Raw genomic sequence first — 17,740 nt, 5'->3', positions numbered from 1 at the left:
TCCTTGCCGTTTCCGTATCGCTTCCAGGATCGCGTGCGGGACGCTCCGGGTCGCTTCCGGGGAGCTCGTGACGCCGGTGGGCCTCGGTCCCGGCCGCCGCCTTGTGCGCCTCAGGCCGCCGGCCGGATCAGCCCCGACTCGTAGGCGAAGGCCACCGCCTGCACCCGGGCGCGAGCGCCGATCTTCGCGAGGACGTTGCTGACGTGGGTCTTCACGGTGGTCGGGGCGATGGACAGCCACTGGGCGATCTCGGCGTTGGTCCAGCCGGAGGCGACCGCGATCAGGACGTCGCGTTCGCGCCCGGTGAGGGCGCCGGGCCCCGGGGTGCGGGGGAGGGGGCGGACGGTGTGCTGCTGGCGGACGGCGTCGATGAGCGCGCGGGTCAGGCCGGGCGTGATGACGGCGTCGCCGGCGGCCACCACCCGGATCGCCGCGGTCAGTTCGGCCGGGTCGGCGTCGTTGAGCAGGAAGCCGCCGGCGCCCGCCCGCAGGGCCGCCCAGGCGTCCGCCTCCTGCTCGGCCGCGGTCAGCATCAGGACCCGGGGAGCGGGGGAGGCCGCCGCCTCGTCGGTGAAGCCGGGGGAGGGGGTGGGGGTCCGGGCGGTGGGGCGGGCGATGCACCTGATGGTGTCGATGGCGTCCGCCCGGGACGGCCGGCTGTCCATGAGGACGACGTCGGGGCGGAGCGCGGCGCTCGCACGGATCGCCTCGTCCCCGTCCGCCGCCTCCCCGACGACCGTCAGTCCCGGCTCGGCGGTGAGGAGCATGCGCAGGGCGAGGCGCTGGAGGGATTGGTCGTTGACGACGAGTACGGAGACCGTGCCTGTCTTCTCCATGCGAGGTCCGTTCCGTGAACGAAACTGTTTCGTTCACATGCTACGCCTGGCCCCGCCGCACCGGGAGAGGGGGTCCCCCTCGGCCCGGACCCTCCGGCGTCGTACGCCGTGGCCACGGCGCCTGCCCAGGCCGCCCGCGCCCCGGCCTGCCCTACTTGAGCGCGGCCAGCGCTATCCGCTCGGCGACCGGGTTGGTGTCCTCGCCCTTCGCGTCGGTCGCGTTCACGGAGTAGACGAGGGTCCGGCTCAGGTCCCGGGTTCCGGCGAGGACCGCGCTGTAGCCGTACCGGGAGCCCGACTTCACCCAGTACACCCGGCCCGCGTGGGCGAAGCGCTGGAGCCCGGCGCTGTAGGTGGCGCCCTCGATGCCGGCCGGGACGGTGAACATCTCCTCCAGCTGCGGTCCCGGCGGCACGATCCGCCCGCGGAAGAGGGAGGTGAGCAGTCGCTCCAGGTCGGCGGTGGTGGAGATCATGTCCCCGGCCGCGAACCGGTCCGCCTGGTTCCACTCGGTGACGTCCACGAACCCGGTCGTCCCGTCGGCCCTCGTCACCTTCTGGTAGCCGTGGTTGTGCGGGCCGCGGATGCGCGGGTCGGCGCCGGGGAAGTAGGTGTCCCGCATCCCCGCGGGGCGCAGGACCAGCCGCTCGGCCACCGAGGCGTACGGCCGCCCGGTCACCTTCTCGATCAGCAGCCCCAGCACGGTGTAGTTGATGTTCAGGTAGTCCTGCCGCGTCCCCGGCGCGAACTCCGGCCCCTTCGCCACCGCCGACCGCACCACCTGCGCCGGGGTGAGCGTGTCGAAGCGGTGCGCGTACTGCGCCGCGAAGGAGTCGCCCCAGCCGTCGCCCGCCTGGATGCCGCTGGTGTGGTTCAGCAACTGCCGGACGGTGATGGGCCGGAAGGTGGGGGTGAACAGGCCCGGGAGGTAGCGCTGGACGGGCCGGCCGAGGTCGATCCTGCCTTGTGCCGCCAGCTTCAGTACGGGCGCCGCGGTCACCACCTTCGTCGTGGAACCGGCCCGGAAGCGGGCGTCCGGGTCGGCGGCCCGGCCGCTCGCCAGGTCGTGCACGCCCGTGCTGCCGCGCCAGACACCGTCGGTGCCCCCGACCCTGACGAGCGCCGCGGTGGCGTCCGCGTCGGGCAACCCGGCGATCGCGGCGCGCAGCGCCTCGGCGTCCGGGCCGGTGGCGTTCCCGGCGTCGGCGGCCCGGGCGGCGGGGGCCGAGGCCGCGACGGCGGGGACCACCAGGGGGCCGGCCGCCAGAGCCAGTACGAGGGAGGCGGCGAGGGCGGTGCTCCGGGTGCGGACACGCATGTGCGGGCTCCAGGGGAGAGGAGGGGTGGGGGGCCCGGCCATCCTCCGCGAGCACAGCGGCCGCCCGGATCGTCGGCGAGGAGGGCCTGCGCCCCTGAGACGCAGCCCATCAACTAGACCGAAAAGTAGGGGAGTTATGGGGGCAGGCCCCTAGGGAGGGAGATTCCTGACGCCGCGGAGGCGGTGCTCGCACCGTTGCCGCCGCCCGTCGGCCCGGCCCGTGGCGGACGGCGGGATCAAGGCCACGAAGCTCTACGACACCGGCGGTGCCGGTGGGACGACACCGGCGGTGCCGGTGGGAGGAGAGCAGGGACGAAAAAAGTGTTATCCCGGCACCCCGTACTCCGTCTCCACACTGTGATCCCCGACATTGCCAAGGCCACCGCCCCGGCTGAGAGGGTGCGGTCATGAGAACGGACGTGCCGGTGTCGCGGCAGTGGCGGGCCACGGTCGCGGCCGCGCAGGCCGGCGACCGGCGCGCGCTCGACGAACTGGTCGCGGGCTGGCTGCCACTGGTCTACAACGTGGTCGGCCGGGCCCTCAACGGTCACGCCGACGTCGACGACGTCGTCCAGGAGACCATGCTGCGCGCCGTCGACAACCTCGGCACCCTGCGCGACCCGGACAGCTTCCGGTCCTGGCTGGTGGCGATCGCCATGCGGCAGATCCGGGACCGGGCGCGCCGCAGGCAGGACCGGAAACTGGACGAGGCGGTCCCGGACGGCACCGCCGACTTCGCCGAACTGACCGTCCTGCGGCTCCAGCTGGAAGGGCAGCGGCGTGAGGTCGCGGAGGCCGTGCGCTGGCTGGACGCCGAGGACCGGCAGCTGGTGTCGCTGTGGTGGCTGGAGGTCTCCGGTGAACTCACCCGGCGCGAACTGGCGGCGGCCGTCGGCATCAGCCGGCAGCACGCCGCCGTCCGGGTCCAGCGGATGAAGGAGCGGCTGGAGACCTCGCGGGGGATCGTGCGCGCGCTGGACGGGGCCTGCCCCGAGCTGCGCGAGCTGACCGGCCGCTGGGACGGGCGGCCCGACTCCGTCTGGCGCAAGCGGCTGGCCCGGCACATCCGCGGCTGCGGCTACTGCGGCGACACCCGCGATCCCGTCGTACCGGCGGAACGGCTGCTGGTCGGGATCGCCCTGGTCCCGGTGCCGGTCGGCTTCACGCTGTCCCTGGCGCTCGGCGGCAAGACGGCGGTGGCGGCCGCCTCCGCGACGACGGCCGGGTGGTCGGCGAAGGTGCTCGGCGTCCTGACCAAGCCGGCCGTGGCGGTGACCGCCGGGGCGACGATCGTGGCGGGCGGCGCGTACGTCGTCGTACAGACGCCGCACGACCGGGCACCGCGGACCGCCGTGTCGCCGACGGCGGCCGTCTCGCGCGCGGTACCGCAGGCACCGGTGACCACTTCCTCGCCGTCCCCTTCCACCTCGCCCTCTCCGTCTCCGTCGCCGTCCGCGTCGGCCTCGGCGGGGACGGCGGTCTACGGCTCGGTCGTCGACACGGTCGACACCGCCCCGGCCCCGGACGCGAAGCCGGGTGCGCTGCCGCACCGGCCGGAGGGCGGGATCACCAGCAGCGGCGGGGCGCACGCGGTGCTGAACCATCGCGGGGACAGCGTGACGCTCAGCGGGCAGGGCTATGTGCTGGTCCGCTGGCAGATCTCACCGCAGTACCGGGCCGGGAGCCTGGTCATGCCGTCCTGGACCGGGCTGAAGGGGAAGATCTTCCATGTGGCGTCGGGGGGCGGGCGGCGCATGGACGACCGGGTGAGTACGACGGACACGTCCGCGACGGGGATGGGAAGCTCCTCGACCGGGTACGCCGTGCTGCCCGCCGGCGCCCAGCAGATGTGGCAGAACGAGTACTACTACGTCGACGGCAGCGTCACGTTCACGGTGAACGAACGCGGGGCCGACTACGGGGTGAGCGTCTTCCCGTCGTCGTGGGACGCGGTGGAGAAGGACGTGCTGTCCGGGCCTCCTGAGGGGGCGATCCGGTACGGGACGGTGCGGGACGACGGGACGGACGCGGCACCGGTTCCGCAGTATGCGACGCGGTCGGTGCCCGCCGATCCGGCGACGGTGGCTCAACGCTCGCGGGTCTAGCGCGGGTCTGGCGCGGGCCGGCGGGAGCCGTCAGCGAAGGGCGCCGAGTACGTCCACCCTGTTCGTGGTGATCGAGTCGACGCCCATGTCCAGCAGACGGCGCATCGAACGGCGGGTGTCCGGGGTCCAGCAGGAGACCAGGTAGCCGGTGTGGTGGACGTGCTCGACCAGTTCGGGATCGAGCAGGCTGAAGCGGTAGTTCAGGTAACGCGGGCGGATCACGTCCAGGAGCGCGGGGCGGGTCGGCGCGAGGGTCTTGCGGGTCAGGGCGATCTCGGCGGACGGCTCGGCCGCGCGGACCGCGAGCATCGCGACGGCGTCCCCCGTGTAGTAGACGCGGTCCGTCGCGTCGCACTCCCGGGCCACGGCCACGATACTCGCCACCGCCTGCTCGCCCGGCTCCCCGGGCAGGTCGATCATCACCCGGCCGCCCTCCGTCGCCGCCAGCGCATCGGCGAGGGTCGGGACACCGCCCGCGGTGAGGCCCCGCACCTCGTCCGCCGACAGGGCGTGCAGCGGGCGGTCGTGCTCCCACAGCCGCTTGAGCGTCTTGTCGTGCAGGAGGACGGGAACGCCGTCACGGGTGAGCCGCACGTCGGTCTCCACCGCGTCCGCGCCCCGTTGGAGCGCGGAACGCAGGGAGTCGAGCGTGTTCTCGCGGAAGTGGTAGGGGTCGCCGCGGTGGGCCACGGCGGTCACGGTCTGCATGGGTCCATGTTCTCAGGGCCCGGCAGGGGTTCCGCAGAGGTTCCGCAGGGGTTCCGCCGAGGTTCCACAGGGCTCGTCAGGGGGCGAGCCACGCCTTCGTGTACGCGTCGACCTCGGCGGAGATCCTCGCCTTGCCCGTCACGTCCAGGAAGGACGCCTCCACCGCGTTCTTCGCGAGGTCCGCGAGGCCGCGCTCGTCGAGGCCGAGGAGACGGGCGGCGACCGCGTACTCGTTGTTGAGGTCGGTGCCGAACATCGGCGGGTCGTCGGAGTTGACCGTGACCAGGACACCCGCGGCCACGAACTCCCTGATCGGGTGCTCGTCGAGGGTGCGGACCGCGCGGGTGGCGATGTTGGAGGTCGGGCACACCTCCAGCGCGATGCGGTGCTCGGCGAGGTGGGCGAGGAGCTTCGGGTCCTGCGCGGAGCTGGTGCCGTGGCCGATGCGCTCGGCGCCCAGGTGGGTCAGCGCGTCCCAGACCGTGCCGGGGCCGGTGGTCTCGCCCGCGTGCGGGACGGAGCGCAGGCCGGCCGCGATCGCCCGGTCGAAGTACGGCTTGAACTGCGGCCGCGGCACGCCGATCTCGGGACCGCCGAGACCGAACGAGACCAGGCCCTCCGGGCGCAGGCGGTCGTCGGTCGCCAGCCGTGCCGTCTCCTCGGCGGCCTCCAGACCCGCCTCACCCGGGATGTCGAAGCACCAGCGCAGCACCGTGCCGAACTCGGCCTCCGCGGCCTTCCGCGCGTCCTCGATCGCGTCCATGAAGGCCCGCTCGTCGATCCCGCGCCGGGTGGACGAGAACGGGGTGATCGTCAGCTCGGCGTAGCGCACCTGCTGGCGGGCCAGGTCGCGGGCCACCTCGTAGGTGAGCAGCCGTACGTCCTCGGGCGTGCGGATCAGGTCGACGACCGAGAGGTAGACCTCGATGAAGTGGGCGAAGTCCGTGAAGGTGAAGTAGTCGGCCAGGGCCTCGGGGTCGGTCGGGACCTTGGAGTCGGGGTGCCGGGCGGCCAGTTCCGACACGATGCGGGGGGAGGCGGAGCCGACGTGGTGGACGTGCAGTTCGGCCTTGGGCAGCCCCGCGATGAATGCGTGCACGTCGCGCGTGTCGCGCAGGGCGGCGGGGTCGGTGTGGCGGTCGGTCAAGGGTTCCTCCCCGGAACGGCGCGGGCCGCCTGCGGCGGGTACGGCCGTGGGGCCCTGCGCGGTGATCGGCTGATCGGTGACTCGGGGTCATCGTAGGCCGGGCCGCGGACCGGCGGGCGGCCGGGCCGTAGCATGACGGCGGCATGCGCGCAGGAGGAGGGGGACGTCGCACGATGGCTGACGAGGTGCCGGAGGCTCCGAAGGTACGGCTGGACAAGGGGGAGGCCGGCGGGGAGGGGGCCGGGCCGGCGGCGTCGGCGGCGCCGGTGACACCGCCGGCGCCGGTGACACCGCCGACGGTTCATGACCAGCCGACGGTCGTGGAGACACCCGGGCCGGGCATCTCGGCCGGCGCGCCGCCGCAGGGCTGGGCCAACCCCTTCGCCGCGCCGTCCGGCCCGCCCCCGGCTCCGCCGGCGAACCCCTTCGCGGCGCCGAGCCCCCATGCGCCGCCGAACCCGTACGCGCCGCCGAGCCCCCATGCGCCGCCGAACCCGTACGCGCCGCCTGTGGCGCAGCAGCCGCGGAGTGCGGCGGTGCCGCCACCGCCGATCGCCCCGAACGGACCGGGGCCGGTGCCGGTGCCGGTGCCGTACGGCTACCCCGGCACGCCGCTGCCCTCGTACCCGGCGGGGCCCGGGGGGTACGGAGGCTGGCCAGGGATGCAGCCGGCGCCCGACAACGGGCTGGGGACGGCCGCCATGGTGACCGGGATCATCAGCGCGATCGGGTTCTGCCTGGCGCCGGTCGCGTTGGTGCTGGGGGTGCTGGGCATCGTGCTGGGGACGATCGGGCGGGCCCGGGTCGGACGAGGCCAGGCCACGAACGGTGGGCAGGCGCTGGCCGGGATCATCTGCGGGTCGGCGGGGCTGGTGCTTGCGGCGGCGTTCATCACGCTGATCGTGGTGGCGGGGAGCCAGGGACAATAGCTCGGGTGGTGCGGTGGGTGGCCGAGTGCGGGTGGGTGGGGGCTGGTCGCGCAGTTCCTCCCCCAGCCTTCGGCCGGGGGCACCCCCAGCGCCCCCTGGGTAAGGCCGGTCCCGTCGGACAGAAGCCCAGCGCCCCTTCAGGTGGGGCTGGACCCGTCGGGTACGGGTGCCGCGTCCTTCAGACGGGAAGCATTCCCCTCTCTTTCCAAGCGCTCTCTCGCCGCCATCAGCGCGAAGCCCAGGAGGTTCAGCCCCTTCCACTGCTCCGGGTCCTCTGCCCCCGTGTCCGTCGCCGCCAGGCCGATGCCCCATACCCGGTCCACCGGGCTGGCCTCCACCAGGACGCGGTCGCCGGTCGCCAGCAGGAAGTCGCGGAGGCCGGCGTCGGCGGTGAACTTGTGCACGCTGCCCTCGGTCACGATGCCGAGGCGTTCCCGCTGCCAGGTCGCCTCGTCGAAGCCCCGGACCAGTCGGCCCGCCTTCTTCGCCGCGGCGGGGTGCGTCGCCGCCAGGACCGCCCGCTCGGCCTCCGCGTCCCCGAACAGCCGGGCCTTTCCCGCCATCATCCAGTGCTCGGCGGTCGCGTACTCGACACCGTCGACCACGAAGGGTGACGGCGACCACTGGCTCAGGCAGCTCGCCGAGACCCGGCCGTCCGGCAGCGCCCGGTGTCCCCAGAAGTGCAGGTACTTGATCCTGGCCCCCGCCCGGACCGCCCTGATCAGGGCCTCCACAGAATCGATCTTCGCCATGCACGCCAGTCTGGCAGCCACCACTGACACTCCGTCCTGCCTTTTACCTCCTGACTCGACACCCGGTCGACAGATTCCGTCGCGTAACCAAAAGGCAACAACGGAATCACTTGTTGGTCGCCCCTTGCTCTGTCAGGATCGGCAGTCAAATCGAGCCGGAGCTACGCCACCCGCCTCCCGGGGCGGGGTGACGGCGGAGGAGAAGCGACATGGACAACCCGGGCACCGCCACCCCGGAGACCTTCCCCGCGCAGGAGCGGCTCGCGGGCGGCGCGCAGTACATCGCGGGCCGGTTCGCCAAGGGCACGTCGGGTCGTACGCACGCCGTCGTCGACCCGGCCACCGGCGTGGACGTGTACACGTACGAGCTGGCCGGCACCGAGGACGTCGACCGAGCCGTGGCCGCCGCGAAGGCCGCCTTCCCCGGCTGGGCCGCGACCACCCCCGGCGACCGGTCGGACGCCCTGCACCGGTTCGCCGCCGTGCTCGCCGACCGCGCCGAGGAATTCGCCCGTGCCGAGTCCCTCCAGTGCGGCAAGCCGCTGAAGCTGACGCGTGAGTTCGACGTGCCGGGGACCATCGACAACACCGCGTTCTTCGCCGGTGCCGCCCGGCACCTGCAGGGGCAGGCCGCCGCCGAGTACTCCGGCGACCACACGTCGTACGTCCGCCGCGAGCCCATCGGCGTCGTCGGGTCGATCGCGCCCTGGAACTATCCGCTCCAGATGGCCGCCTGGAAGTTCCTCCCGGCGATCGCCGCCGGCAACACCATCGTGCTGAAGCCGGCCGAACTCACCCCGCTGACCTCGCTCCTGTTCGCCGAGGCCGCCACGCTCGCCGGGATCCCGGACGGGGTGATCAACATCGTCACGGGCACGGGGCGGGTGGCCGGCGAGCACCTCGTCGGGCACCCCGACGTGGCCATGACCTCCTTCACCGGGTCCACCGGTGTCGGCAAGCGGGTCGCCGAGGTCGCCACCGCGACCGTGAAGCGGCTGCACCTGGAACTCGGCGGCAAGGCGCCGTTCGTGGTCTTCGACGACGCGGACCTGGAGGCGGCCGTCAACGGCGCCGTCGCGGGTGCGCTCATCAACACCGGGCAGGACTGCACCGCCGCCACGCGCGCGTACGTGCAGCGGCCGCTCTACGAGGCCTTCGTGGAGCGGACGGCCGCCCTGATGGAGACCGTGCGGCTGGGGGACCCGTTCGCACCCGGTACCGATCTCGGGCCGCTGATCTCACACGCGCAGCGGGACCGGGTCGCCGGGTTCGTGGAGCGGGCGCGCGGCTACGCGCGCGTGGTGACCGGCGGCGAGCCGCCGCAGGACGAGCTGAAGAGCGGCGCGTACTACCGGCCGACCCTGATCGCCGACGCACCGCAGGACAGCGAGATCGTCCAGTCCGAGATCTTCGGGCCGGTGCTGGTCGTCCTGCCGTTCGACGGTGATGATGAGGGAATCCGGCTGGCCAACGACACCCCCTACGGTCTGGCAGCCTCCGCGTGGACCAGCGGCGTCTACCGGGCGAACCGCGCGACCCGCGAGATCAAGGCGGGGTGCGTGTGGGTCAACGACCACATTCCGATCATCAGCGAGATGCCGCACGGCGGCTACAAGGCGTCCGGCTTCGGCAAGGACATGTCGTCGTACTCGTTCGAGGAGTACACGCAGGTCAAGCACGTTATGTTCGACAATACGGCGGTGGCGCGGAAGGACTGGCACCGCACGATCTTCGGGGACCGATAGTCAGATCTTCGGCCGTTCGTCAGGCGGCCTCCTTCCCGAAAGGGCATCTAGCGCATGAGGCAGTACGAGTCCCACCGCCCGACCCCGGTCGAAGTGGCCGCCATGCGGCGCAGTCTCCGCACCGGCCGGGCCGCCCTGGCCCGCCGGTCCTTCCTGGGCGGCGCGCTCGCGGTGGGCGGCGTCGGGGCGCTGAGCGCCTGCGGCATCCCCGCGGCCGGCAAGTCCCAGGGCGGGGTCTCCGCCGACGACCACTCGGCCACGGAGAAGGTCGTCAACTTCTCCAACTGGCCCGAGTACCTCGACGTCGACGACAGCGGGAAGAAGCATCCGACGCTGGACGCGTTCCGCAAGCGGACCGGCATCACGGTGAAGTACACCGAGGACATCAACGACAACGACGAGTTCTTCGGCAAGATCCAGCCGCAGCTCGCCGCCGGCCAGGACACCGGCCGCGACCTGATCGTCCTCACCGACTGGCTGGCCGCCCGCATGATCCGGCTCGGCTACGTCCAGAAGCTGGACGCGTCCAACCTGCCGCACGCCTTCGCCAACCTGTCGGACCAGTTCCGCGCCCCCGACTGGGACCCGGGCCGCGCCTACTCGTACCCCTGGCAGGGCATCTCGACGGTCGTCGCCTTCAACAAGAAGGCGCTGAACGGCGTCGAGGTGAAGTCGGTCTCCGACCTGCTCGACAACCCCGCACTCAAGGGCCGGGTCGGGCTGCTGACCGAGATGCGCGACACCGTCGGCATGACCATGCTCGACATGGGCATCGACCCGGCGAAGTTCACCGACGACAACTACGACGCGGTGATCGCCCGGCTCCAGAAGGCCGTCGACAAGGGGCAGATCCGCCGGTTCACCGGCAACGACTACACCTCGGACCTCAGCAAGGGCGACCTGGCGGCCTGCGTCGCCTGGGGCGGCGACATCGTGCAGCTCCAGGCCGACAACCCGGACGTCGGCTACGTCATCCCGGACAGCGGCTACATGACGTCGACCGACAACATGATGATCCCCAACAAGGCGCGCCACAAGACGAACGCCGAGCGGCTCATCGACTACTACTACGAGCCCGAACCGGCCGCCGAACTCTCCGCCTACGTGAACTACGTCAGTCCGGTCGCGGGCGTGCAGCCGTACCTTGCCAAGATCGACAAGTCGGCGGCGAGCAACCCGCTGATCGTGCCCGACAAAGCCATGCAGGCCAGGTCCCATGCCTTCCGCGCCCTGAGCTCGAAGGAAGAGACGGCCTACCAGCAGAAGTTCGCGAAGCTCACAGGGGCGTGACGAGAATGACGACAGACAGCAGCGGCGACGTCCGCCTCACCGGCATCGGCAAGACCTACGACAACGGCTTCACCGCCGTACAGCCGATGGACCTGACCGTGCCGCAGGGCTCCTTCTTCGCTCTCCTCGGTGCCTCCGGCTGCGGCAAGACCACCACCCTGCGCATGATCGCGGGACTGGAGGAGCCGACCACCGGCACCGTGCACCTCGGCGACCAGGACGTCACCCATCTACCGCCGTACAAGAGGCCGGTGAACACGGTCTTCCAGTCGTACGCCCTCTTCCCCCACCTCGACATCTTCGAGAACGTCGCCTTCGGCCTGCGCCGGCGCGGCATCAAGAGCGTGAAGAAGCAGGTCGAGGACATGCTGGAGCTGGTCCAGCTCGGCGAGCAGGCGCGCAAGAAGCCGCACCAGCTCTCCGGCGGCCAGCAGCAGCGCGTCGCGGTGGCCCGCGCGCTGATCAACCACCCCAAGGTGCTCCTCCTCGACGAGCCGCTCGGCGCCCTCGACCTCAAGCTGCGCCGCCAGATGCAGCTGGAGCTCAAGCGGATCCAGACCGAGGTCGGCATCACCTTCGTGCACGTCACGCACGACCAGGAGGAGGCCATGACCATGGCCGACACGGTCGCCGTGATGAACGCGGGGCGCGTCGAGCAGCTCGGCTCGCCGGCCGACCTCTACGAGAACCCGAACACCACGTTCGTCGCGAACTTCCTCGGCACCTCGAACCTCATCGAGGCAGAGGTCGACACGAAGAGCGGGGACGACATCGTCCTCAAGGCCGGCGGCGGGAAGCTGGTGCTGCCCGAGGCCCGGTGTTCGGCGCCGACCACGACCGGCGGCAAGGTGCTGGTCGGGATCCGCCCCGAGAAGATCTCCCTCACCCACGCCGACGACGCGGGCTCCATCCCCGAGGGCCGCAACCGGATCACCGGCAAGGTCGTCGACGCCAGTTTCATCGGCGTCTCCACGCAGTACGTCATCGACAGCCCGGTCTGCGACGAGTTCGCGGTGTACGTGCAGAACGTCGAACGCGACGGGCGGCTCGTCCCCGGTGCCGACGTCGTCCTGCACTGGAGCCCGGCCCACACCTTCGGCCTCGACGCCGCCCAGGACATCGACGCCGGCACCGAGGAGGAGGCCGCCTGATGGCCACGCTCTCCGAGGCGCCCCCGCCGCTGGCGCCCGCCGCCCCCGAGGCGCAGAAGCCACCGCGCAGGCGCGGCCGCTTCACCCCGTACTGGCTGCTGCTCCCCGGCATCCTCTGGCTGGTCGTGTTCTTCGCGCTGCCGATGATCTACCAGGCGTCCACGTCGGTCCAGACGGGTTCCCTGGAAGAGGGCTACAAGGTCACCTGGCACTTCGCGACCTACTGGGACGCGCTGAGCGAGTACTGGCCGCAGTTCCTGCGGTCCGTCTTCTATGCGGCGGCGGCCACGATCCTCTGCCTGTTGCTCGGCTACCCGCTGGCCTACCTGATCGCCTTCCGCGCCGGTCGCTGGCGGAACCTGATCATGGTCCTGGTGATCGCGCCGTTCTTCACCAGCTTCCTGATCCGCACCCTGGCCTGGAAGACGATCCTCGCCGACAACGGCCCGGTCGTGCACGCCCTGAACTCGCTGCACATCCTGAGCGTCACCGACTTCCTCGGCTGGACGGCCGGCGACCGTGTGCTGGCCACGCCGCTCGCCGTGGTCTGCGGTCTGACGTACAACTTCCTGCCGTTCATGATCCTGCCGCTCTACACCTCGCTGGAGCGGATCGACGGCCGGCTGCACGAGGCCGCCGGCGACCTGTACGCCAAGCCGTGGACGACGTTCCGGAAGGTCACCTTCCCGCTGTCGATGCCGGGCGTGGTCTCCGGCACCCTGCTGACCTTCATCCCGGCGGCCGGCGACTACGTCAACGCCGAACTCCTCGGCTCCACCGACACCCGCATGATCGGCAACGTGATCCAGACGCAGTTCCTGCGGATCCTGGACTACCCGACGGCGGCCGCGCTGTCCTTCATCCTCATGGCGGCGATCCTCGCCATGGTCACGATCTACATTCGCCGGTCCGGGACGGAGGATCTGGTCTAAATGCCCTTCGTCAACTGGCTCAAGAAGAATCTCGTCGTCATCGCGGGACTCCTGACGCTCGGATATCTTCTGCTTCCGAACGTCATCGTCACGGTGTTCTCCTTCAACAAACCGAAGGGGCGCTTCAACTACGAATGGCAGCAGTTCTCGCTGGACGCCTGGAAGCAGCCGTGCGGGGTCGCCGACATGTGCGGCTCGCTCTCCATCAGCCTCCGGATCGCCGCGCTGGCGACGATCGGCGCCACCGTGCTCGGCACGATGATCGCCTTCGCGCTGGTCCGCTACCGGTTCCGCGCCCGCGGCGCCGTCAACTCGCTGATCTTCCTGCCGATGGCGATGCCCGAGGTCGTCATGGCGGCCTCGCTGCTCACCCTGTTCCTCAACATGGGCGCCCAGCTGGGGTTCTACACCATCCTGATCGCCCACATCATGTTCTGCCTCAGCTTCGTCGTCACCGCGGTCAAGGCGCGCGTGATGTCGATGGACCCGCGCCTGGAGGAGGCCGCCCGGGACCTCTACGCCGGACCGGCGCAGACGTTCCTCAGGGTCACCCTCCCCATCGCGGCCCCCGGAATCGCGGCGGGCGCGCTGCTGTCCTTCGCGCTCTCCTTCGACGATTTCATCATCACCAATTTCAACGCGGGCTCCACCGTCACCTTCCCCATGTTCGTCTGGGGTTCGGCACAGCGCGGCACGCCCGTCCAGATCAACGTCATCGGTACGGCCATGTTCCTGGTCGCCGTACTGTTCGTCCTGGCATCGATGCTCGTCAACAACCGCCGCAACAGGCAAAAGGCATAGCCCTTTAATTGACTCTGTAGGGAGTTGAAAATCATGGCCCCAAGCGCCATGAGCCGTCAGGCAAATTGGACCAAGTCTCTCTCCGAAGCACAGCCGGTCCCGTACTGGCTCGAAGACCCCGGCAAGCCCCACCCCGAGCCCGCGCTCACCGGCGCCGACACCTGCGACCTGCTGGTCGTCGGCGGCGGCTACAGCGGACTGTGGACCGCGCTCAACGCCAAGGAGCGCGACCCCGGGCGCGAGGTGGTCCTGCTGGAAGGCCACGAGGTGGGCTGGGCCGCCTCGGGCCGCAACGGCGGCTTCTGCGCCGCCTCCCTCACCCACGGGCTGCCCAACGGGCTCGCCCGCTGGCCCGAGGAGATCCACCGGCTCCAGGAGCTGGGCCTGCGCAACCTCGACGAGATCGAGGCCGGCGTCGCCCGGCACGGCATCGACTGCGAGTTCGAGCGCACCGGCGAGATCGACGTGGCCACCGAGACGTACCAGGCCTGGGCGCTGCGCGACTGGCACCGGCGACTGGAGCAGCGGGGCCTCGCCGACGGCATCGAGTTCCTCGACGCCGACGCGGTGCGCGAGCAGGTCGCCTCGCCCACCTTCGAGGCGGGCCTGTACGACCGCCGGGGCGTGGCCATGCTGCACCCGGCCAAGCTCGCCTGGGGCCTCAAGCAGGCCTGCCGCGCGCTCGGCGTCCGGGTGTACGAACACACGCCCGCCCTCGACCTGAAGGCCTACGGCGCCGGCATGGCCGTACGCACCCCGTACGGCACCGTCCGCGCCCGGCAGATCGCGCTCGCCACCAACATCTTCCCGAACCTGCTCAAGCGGGTCCGCGCCTACACCGTCCCGGTCTACGACTACGCCCTGATGACCGAGCCGCTCACCGCGGAGCAACTCGGCGCGATCGGCTGGAAGAACCGGCAGGGCCTCGGGGACTCCGCCAACCAGTTCCACTACTTCCGGCTGTCCGCCGACAACCGCATCCTGTGGGGCGGCTACGACGCCATCCACCACTACGGCGGCCGGGTGCGCCGCGAGTACGACGACCGTCCGGAGACCTATCTCAAGCTCGCCGAACACTTCTTCACCTGCTTCCCGCAGTTGGAGGGCGTCCGCTTCACGCACGCGTGGGGCGGCGCGATCGACACCTGCTCGCGCTTCTCGGCGTTCTTCGGCACCGCGCACCAGGGGCGCGTCGCGTACGCGGCCGGGTACACCGGCCTGGGCGTCGGCGCCACCCGGTTCGGCGCCGACGTGATGCTGGACCTGCTGGCCGGGGAGGAGACCGAGCGCACCCGGCTGGAGATGGTCCGCAAGAAACCGCTGCCGTTCCCGCCCGAACCGTTCGCCTGGACGGGCATCGCCCTCACCAAGTGGTCCCTGGCCCGCGCGGACGCCCACGGCGGGCGCCGCAACCTGTGGCTGCGGACGATGGACCGGCTGGGGCTGGGCTTCGACAGCTGAGCCGGCCCGGTGTGTGACCCAGCTCACTTCGACAGGGTGCCGAAACCCGCGTAATGCCCCCGGACGACCTCCCTCTCTCCCCGTGACGCGAGCCCGCGTCGACGAGCGAGACGGGGAGGTCTTCTGATGACTGGGGCGAAGACGGCGGTCGAGTGGCTGGCATCCGTCGCACCGGATCCCGAGGCCTGCCGCTGGGAATGGGAGCGCAACCCGCTGGGGGTCGCCCTGCTCCCCGCCGGCAGGGCCTGGGATGTGCTGATCCTGCCGGGCGGGCTCGGCTATCCGACTCTCGACGTGCTCACCCGCGTCCTCGACCGGCCGGGGCCTGTCCTGGCCGACTTCGGGGACGACCGGGTGGGCTTCTTCGTGCCGCCCGGCACGGCGGCCCGGTGGCTCGGCACCGGGATCCGCACGGCGGGGGCCGGTACCTGGATCGTCGTGCCGTATCCGGGCCGGTCGACCCGGGGAGTGCGGTGGCTGGTGGCGCCGGACGGGTCGGGGACGCTGACGGATCCGGGGCTGCTGGAGCTGGCGATGCATGAGGCTGCCGCCGGCTTGGCCGACGGGTGACCAGGCGCCGCGGCGGGTGCCGGTTGTCGGTCGGCCGCGGGTGCGTGGGGGTTGTTCGCGCAGTTCCTCCCCCAGCCTTCGGCCGGGGGTACCCCCAGCGCCCCTTTCGGGGCGTTGTCCTGCGGGCGGCCGTGAAGGGCCCTCGCTCTTGACAGGTGGATTGGTCTGGACCAAGTTGAGTGCGCACCCCACCTCCAAATCCCCCATCCCCGGAGGCGCTTGTGGTTCGCGCGAGACCTGTCCTCACCATGCTCACGGCCGCGTTGCTGGCCGTACCCGGTATCACCGCTCTCTCGTCGGCCGCCCGTGCGGCCGACGCGGAACTCGCCGTCAACGGCGGGTTCGAATCGGGTCTCTCCGGCTGGACCTGCATGGCGGGCAGCGGCACGACGGTCAACTCGCCTGTACACAGCGGGAGTTCGGCGCTGCTGGCGACCCCGGCCGGCAGGACGTGTCGGTCACTCTCGTGGGTGATGTTGATCGAAGGCGTGAGCGGGCGGGGAATGGGGTGGCTAGGTTCGCGACATGTCCCGTTTCCGCCTGTACCCGACGCCCGTACAGGAGCAGCAGATGCTGCTGCACTGTGCGCACGCCCGGTATGTGTGGAACCTTGCGGTCGAGCAGCACGCGTACTGGCGCCCCGGGCGCAGAGCCGCGCCAGGTTTGGCGGATCAGTGCCGTCAACTGACCGAGGCCCGGCGTGAAAACGCGTGGCTCGGTACGGGGAACGTGGATGTGCAGCAGCAGGCTCTGAGGGACTTCGCCGCAGCCAAGAACGCGCGCTTCACCTCGGGATTCGGTGAGCCGACCTGGCGCAGAAAACATGTGCACGAGGGCTTTAGGGTCGTCGGTACTGACCGTGTCCCGGAGTTCGAACCGGACGGCAGCCCGAAGTTGAACGCCAAGGGCAAGCAGGTCATGGGACGCTCAGTCGTGGTACAGAGGCTGAACCGGCGGTGGGCGCGGGTGAAGGTTCCTGGCTGTGGCTGGGTGCGTTTCCGCCTCACCCGTCCCGAACTGCCCGCGGCGAAGACGTTTCGGGTCACCTTCCGCAACGGACAGTGGCACGTTGCGTTCGCCGCAATACCCGAAGCGATCGCCGCGCCGACGACGGGCGAGGTCATCGGCATCGACCGGGGTGTGACCATCACGGCCGCTCTGTCCGACGGCCGAAAGCTGAACTGCCCACAGCTCACGGTCAGGGAGCGCGCGCAGGTCCGCAAGCACCAGCGGCGTGCCGCCCGTGCCCCGAAGGGCAGTGACGTCAAGACTGCTGAGTACGCGAAGGCCGCCCGGTTGAAGGCGCGCGAGGCCGACCGGCGCAAGGACTGGTGTGAGAAGACCAGCACGATGCTCGCCGGATCGTACGGTCTGGTGCGGTTCGAGAAGCTGAACATCAAGAATATGACTCGCTCGGCGAGGGGGACTGCTGAGCAGCCTGGCAGCAACGTTCGGCAGAAGGCTGGACTGAACAGGGCCGTTCTCGCTCAGGGGTGGGGCCTGTTGAGGCGGCGCACGGAGCAGAAGGCTCCGGGTCGGGTCGAGGATGTGCCCGCACCTTTCACCAGTCTGCGGTGCAGTGCCTGCGGTTGGATCGAGAAGAAGTCGCGCAAGAGCCAAGCCGACTTCGTCTGCGTGTCCTGCGGGTTCACCTGCAACGCGGATGAGAACGCAAGTATGAACGTCGCGGCAGGACAGGGCGGGATCCCTCGCCCCCGGCAGACAGCCGGTGCCGGAGGGGTGACAGCGGCCACCAGCTGTTCGAGCGCCCGTGAACCTCAACCCGCCTGGGTTGGAATCCCTCTCTTCTAGGAGGGGGAGGATGGCAAATCGCCATGACCGACATGCTGCTCACCGGCTTCCCGGTGGCGGGCGACGCCGGCAACGTCTTCCCGCCGCTGCGCCCCGACCAGATCGCGATCGGCATGCCGGCGTCGACGAACGCGGGCAACGGCTACCTGGCCCCGTCCGAGGTCACCAAGGCCCTGGACTGCC

At 71.0% G+C, this 17,740-nt stretch carries 15 protein-coding genes and 2 pseudogenes; 12 read left to right on the top strand and 5 right to left on the bottom strand.

Annotated elements, in window-relative coordinates; genetic code table 11:
- Positions 1 to 110: 110 nt before the first annotated feature.
- Both JF597_RS41455 and JF597_RS41450 read right to left on the bottom strand, forming a co-directional pair.
- The gene (locus JF597_RS41455) at positions 111 to 836 is read right to left on the bottom strand and encodes a response regulator transcription factor (RefSeq protein WP_294008871.1); all 726 of its coding nucleotides are present in this window, start codon (positions 834 to 836) and stop codon (positions 111 to 113) included.
- A gap of 151 nt (positions 837 to 987) precedes the next feature.
- Positions 988 to 2,154, bottom strand: a complete 1,167-nt coding sequence (locus JF597_RS41450; protein ID WP_294008869.1) for a serine hydrolase domain-containing protein — start codon at positions 2,152 to 2,154, stop codon at positions 988 to 990.
- A 407-nt stretch (positions 2,155 to 2,561) separates the two neighbouring features.
- Between JF597_RS41450 and JF597_RS41445 the strand changes: the two genes are divergently transcribed.
- Complete coding sequence (locus tag JF597_RS41445; RefSeq protein WP_294008867.1) at positions 2,562 to 4,259, top strand: sigma-70 family RNA polymerase sigma factor; 1,698 nt, start codon at positions 2,562 to 2,564, stop codon at positions 4,257 to 4,259.
- A gap of 30 nt (positions 4,260 to 4,289) precedes the next feature.
- Here JF597_RS41445 and JF597_RS41440 read toward each other — a convergent pair whose 3' ends face one another.
- Positions 4,290 to 4,967: a glycerophosphodiester phosphodiesterase gene (locus JF597_RS41440; protein ID WP_294008865.1), complete on the bottom strand. Its 678-nt coding sequence runs from the start codon at positions 4,965 to 4,967 to the stop codon at positions 4,290 to 4,292.
- A 76-nt stretch (positions 4,968 to 5,043) separates the two neighbouring features.
- Positions 5,044 to 6,180, bottom strand: coding sequence for an adenosine deaminase (locus JF597_RS41435; RefSeq protein WP_294008899.1), 1,137 nt, complete (start codon positions 6,178 to 6,180; stop codon positions 5,044 to 5,046).
- Between the two features lie 107 nt (positions 6,181 to 6,287).
- On the opposite strand from JF597_RS41435, the gene JF597_RS41430 reads away from it, so the two are divergent.
- Positions 6,288 to 7,043 (top strand): DUF4190 domain-containing protein, encoded by a 756-nt coding sequence (locus JF597_RS41430; RefSeq protein WP_294008862.1) that lies wholly within the window; start codon positions 6,288 to 6,290, stop codon positions 7,041 to 7,043.
- A gap of 137 nt (positions 7,044 to 7,180) precedes the next feature.
- Here JF597_RS41430 and JF597_RS41425 read toward each other — a convergent pair whose 3' ends face one another.
- Positions 7,181 to 7,795 (bottom strand): NADAR family protein, encoded by a 615-nt coding sequence (locus JF597_RS41425; protein ID WP_294008860.1) that lies wholly within the window; start codon positions 7,793 to 7,795, stop codon positions 7,181 to 7,183.
- Positions 7,796 to 8,004: 209 nt separating this feature from the next.
- Between JF597_RS41425 and JF597_RS41420 the strand changes: the two genes are divergently transcribed.
- The 10 genes and pseudogenes from JF597_RS41420 to JF597_RS41375 form a co-directional block, all read left to right on the top strand.
- The gene (locus tag JF597_RS41420) at positions 8,005 to 9,540 is read left to right on the top strand and encodes a gamma-aminobutyraldehyde dehydrogenase (protein ID WP_294008858.1); all 1,536 of its coding nucleotides are present in this window, start codon (positions 8,005 to 8,007) and stop codon (positions 9,538 to 9,540) included.
- A 54-nt stretch (positions 9,541 to 9,594) separates the two neighbouring features.
- The gene (locus JF597_RS41415) at positions 9,595 to 10,830 is read left to right on the top strand and encodes a spermidine/putrescine ABC transporter substrate-binding protein (RefSeq protein WP_294008855.1); all 1,236 of its coding nucleotides are present in this window, start codon (positions 9,595 to 9,597) and stop codon (positions 10,828 to 10,830) included.
- Between the two features lie 5 nt (positions 10,831 to 10,835).
- On the top strand, positions 10,836 to 11,981 hold the full coding sequence (locus JF597_RS41410) for an ABC transporter ATP-binding protein (RefSeq protein WP_294008853.1): 1,146 nt from the start codon (positions 10,836 to 10,838) through the stop codon (positions 11,979 to 11,981).
- Positions 11,981 to 12,913 carry an ABC transporter permease gene (locus JF597_RS41405; RefSeq protein ID WP_294008851.1) on the top strand — a complete coding sequence of 311 codons (933 nt, stop codon included), beginning with the start codon at positions 11,981 to 11,983 and terminating at the stop codon, positions 12,911 to 12,913. The genes JF597_RS41410 and JF597_RS41405 overlap by 1 nt, the downstream gene beginning before the upstream one ends.
- Positions 12,914 to 13,714 (top strand): ABC transporter permease, encoded by an 801-nt coding sequence (locus JF597_RS41400; RefSeq protein WP_294008849.1) that lies wholly within the window; start codon positions 12,914 to 12,916, stop codon positions 13,712 to 13,714.
- Between the two features lie 33 nt (positions 13,715 to 13,747).
- Complete coding sequence (locus tag JF597_RS41395) at positions 13,748 to 15,175, top strand: FAD-dependent oxidoreductase (RefSeq protein WP_294008847.1); 1,428 nt, start codon at positions 13,748 to 13,750, stop codon at positions 15,173 to 15,175.
- Positions 15,176 to 15,301: 126 nt separating this feature from the next.
- Positions 15,302 to 15,745, top strand: a complete 444-nt coding sequence (locus tag JF597_RS41390; RefSeq protein ID WP_294008845.1) for a hypothetical protein — start codon at positions 15,302 to 15,304, stop codon at positions 15,743 to 15,745.
- A 248-nt stretch (positions 15,746 to 15,993) separates the two neighbouring features.
- Positions 15,994 to 16,191, top strand: a pseudogene (locus JF597_RS41385) (chitinase); the annotation flags it as partial.
- Positions 16,192 to 16,270: 79 nt separating this feature from the next.
- Positions 16,271 to 17,557: a transposase gene (locus tag JF597_RS41380; RefSeq protein ID WP_294008843.1), complete on the top strand. Its 1,287-nt coding sequence runs from the start codon at positions 16,271 to 16,273 to the stop codon at positions 17,555 to 17,557.
- A pseudogene (locus tag JF597_RS41375) lies at positions 17,554 to 17,740 on the top strand (chitinase); the annotation flags it as partial. The gene JF597_RS41380 and the pseudogene JF597_RS41375, both read left to right, overlap by 4 nt.

The sequence above is a fragment of the Streptomyces sp. genome (assembly GCF_019510245.1).
In the GTDB taxonomy this organism is placed as follows: domain Bacteria; phylum Actinomycetota; class Actinomycetes; order Streptomycetales; family Streptomycetaceae; genus Streptomyces.
Note: the sequence above shows the minus strand (reverse complement) of the source record. Positions and strands in the feature narration are given on the sequence as shown.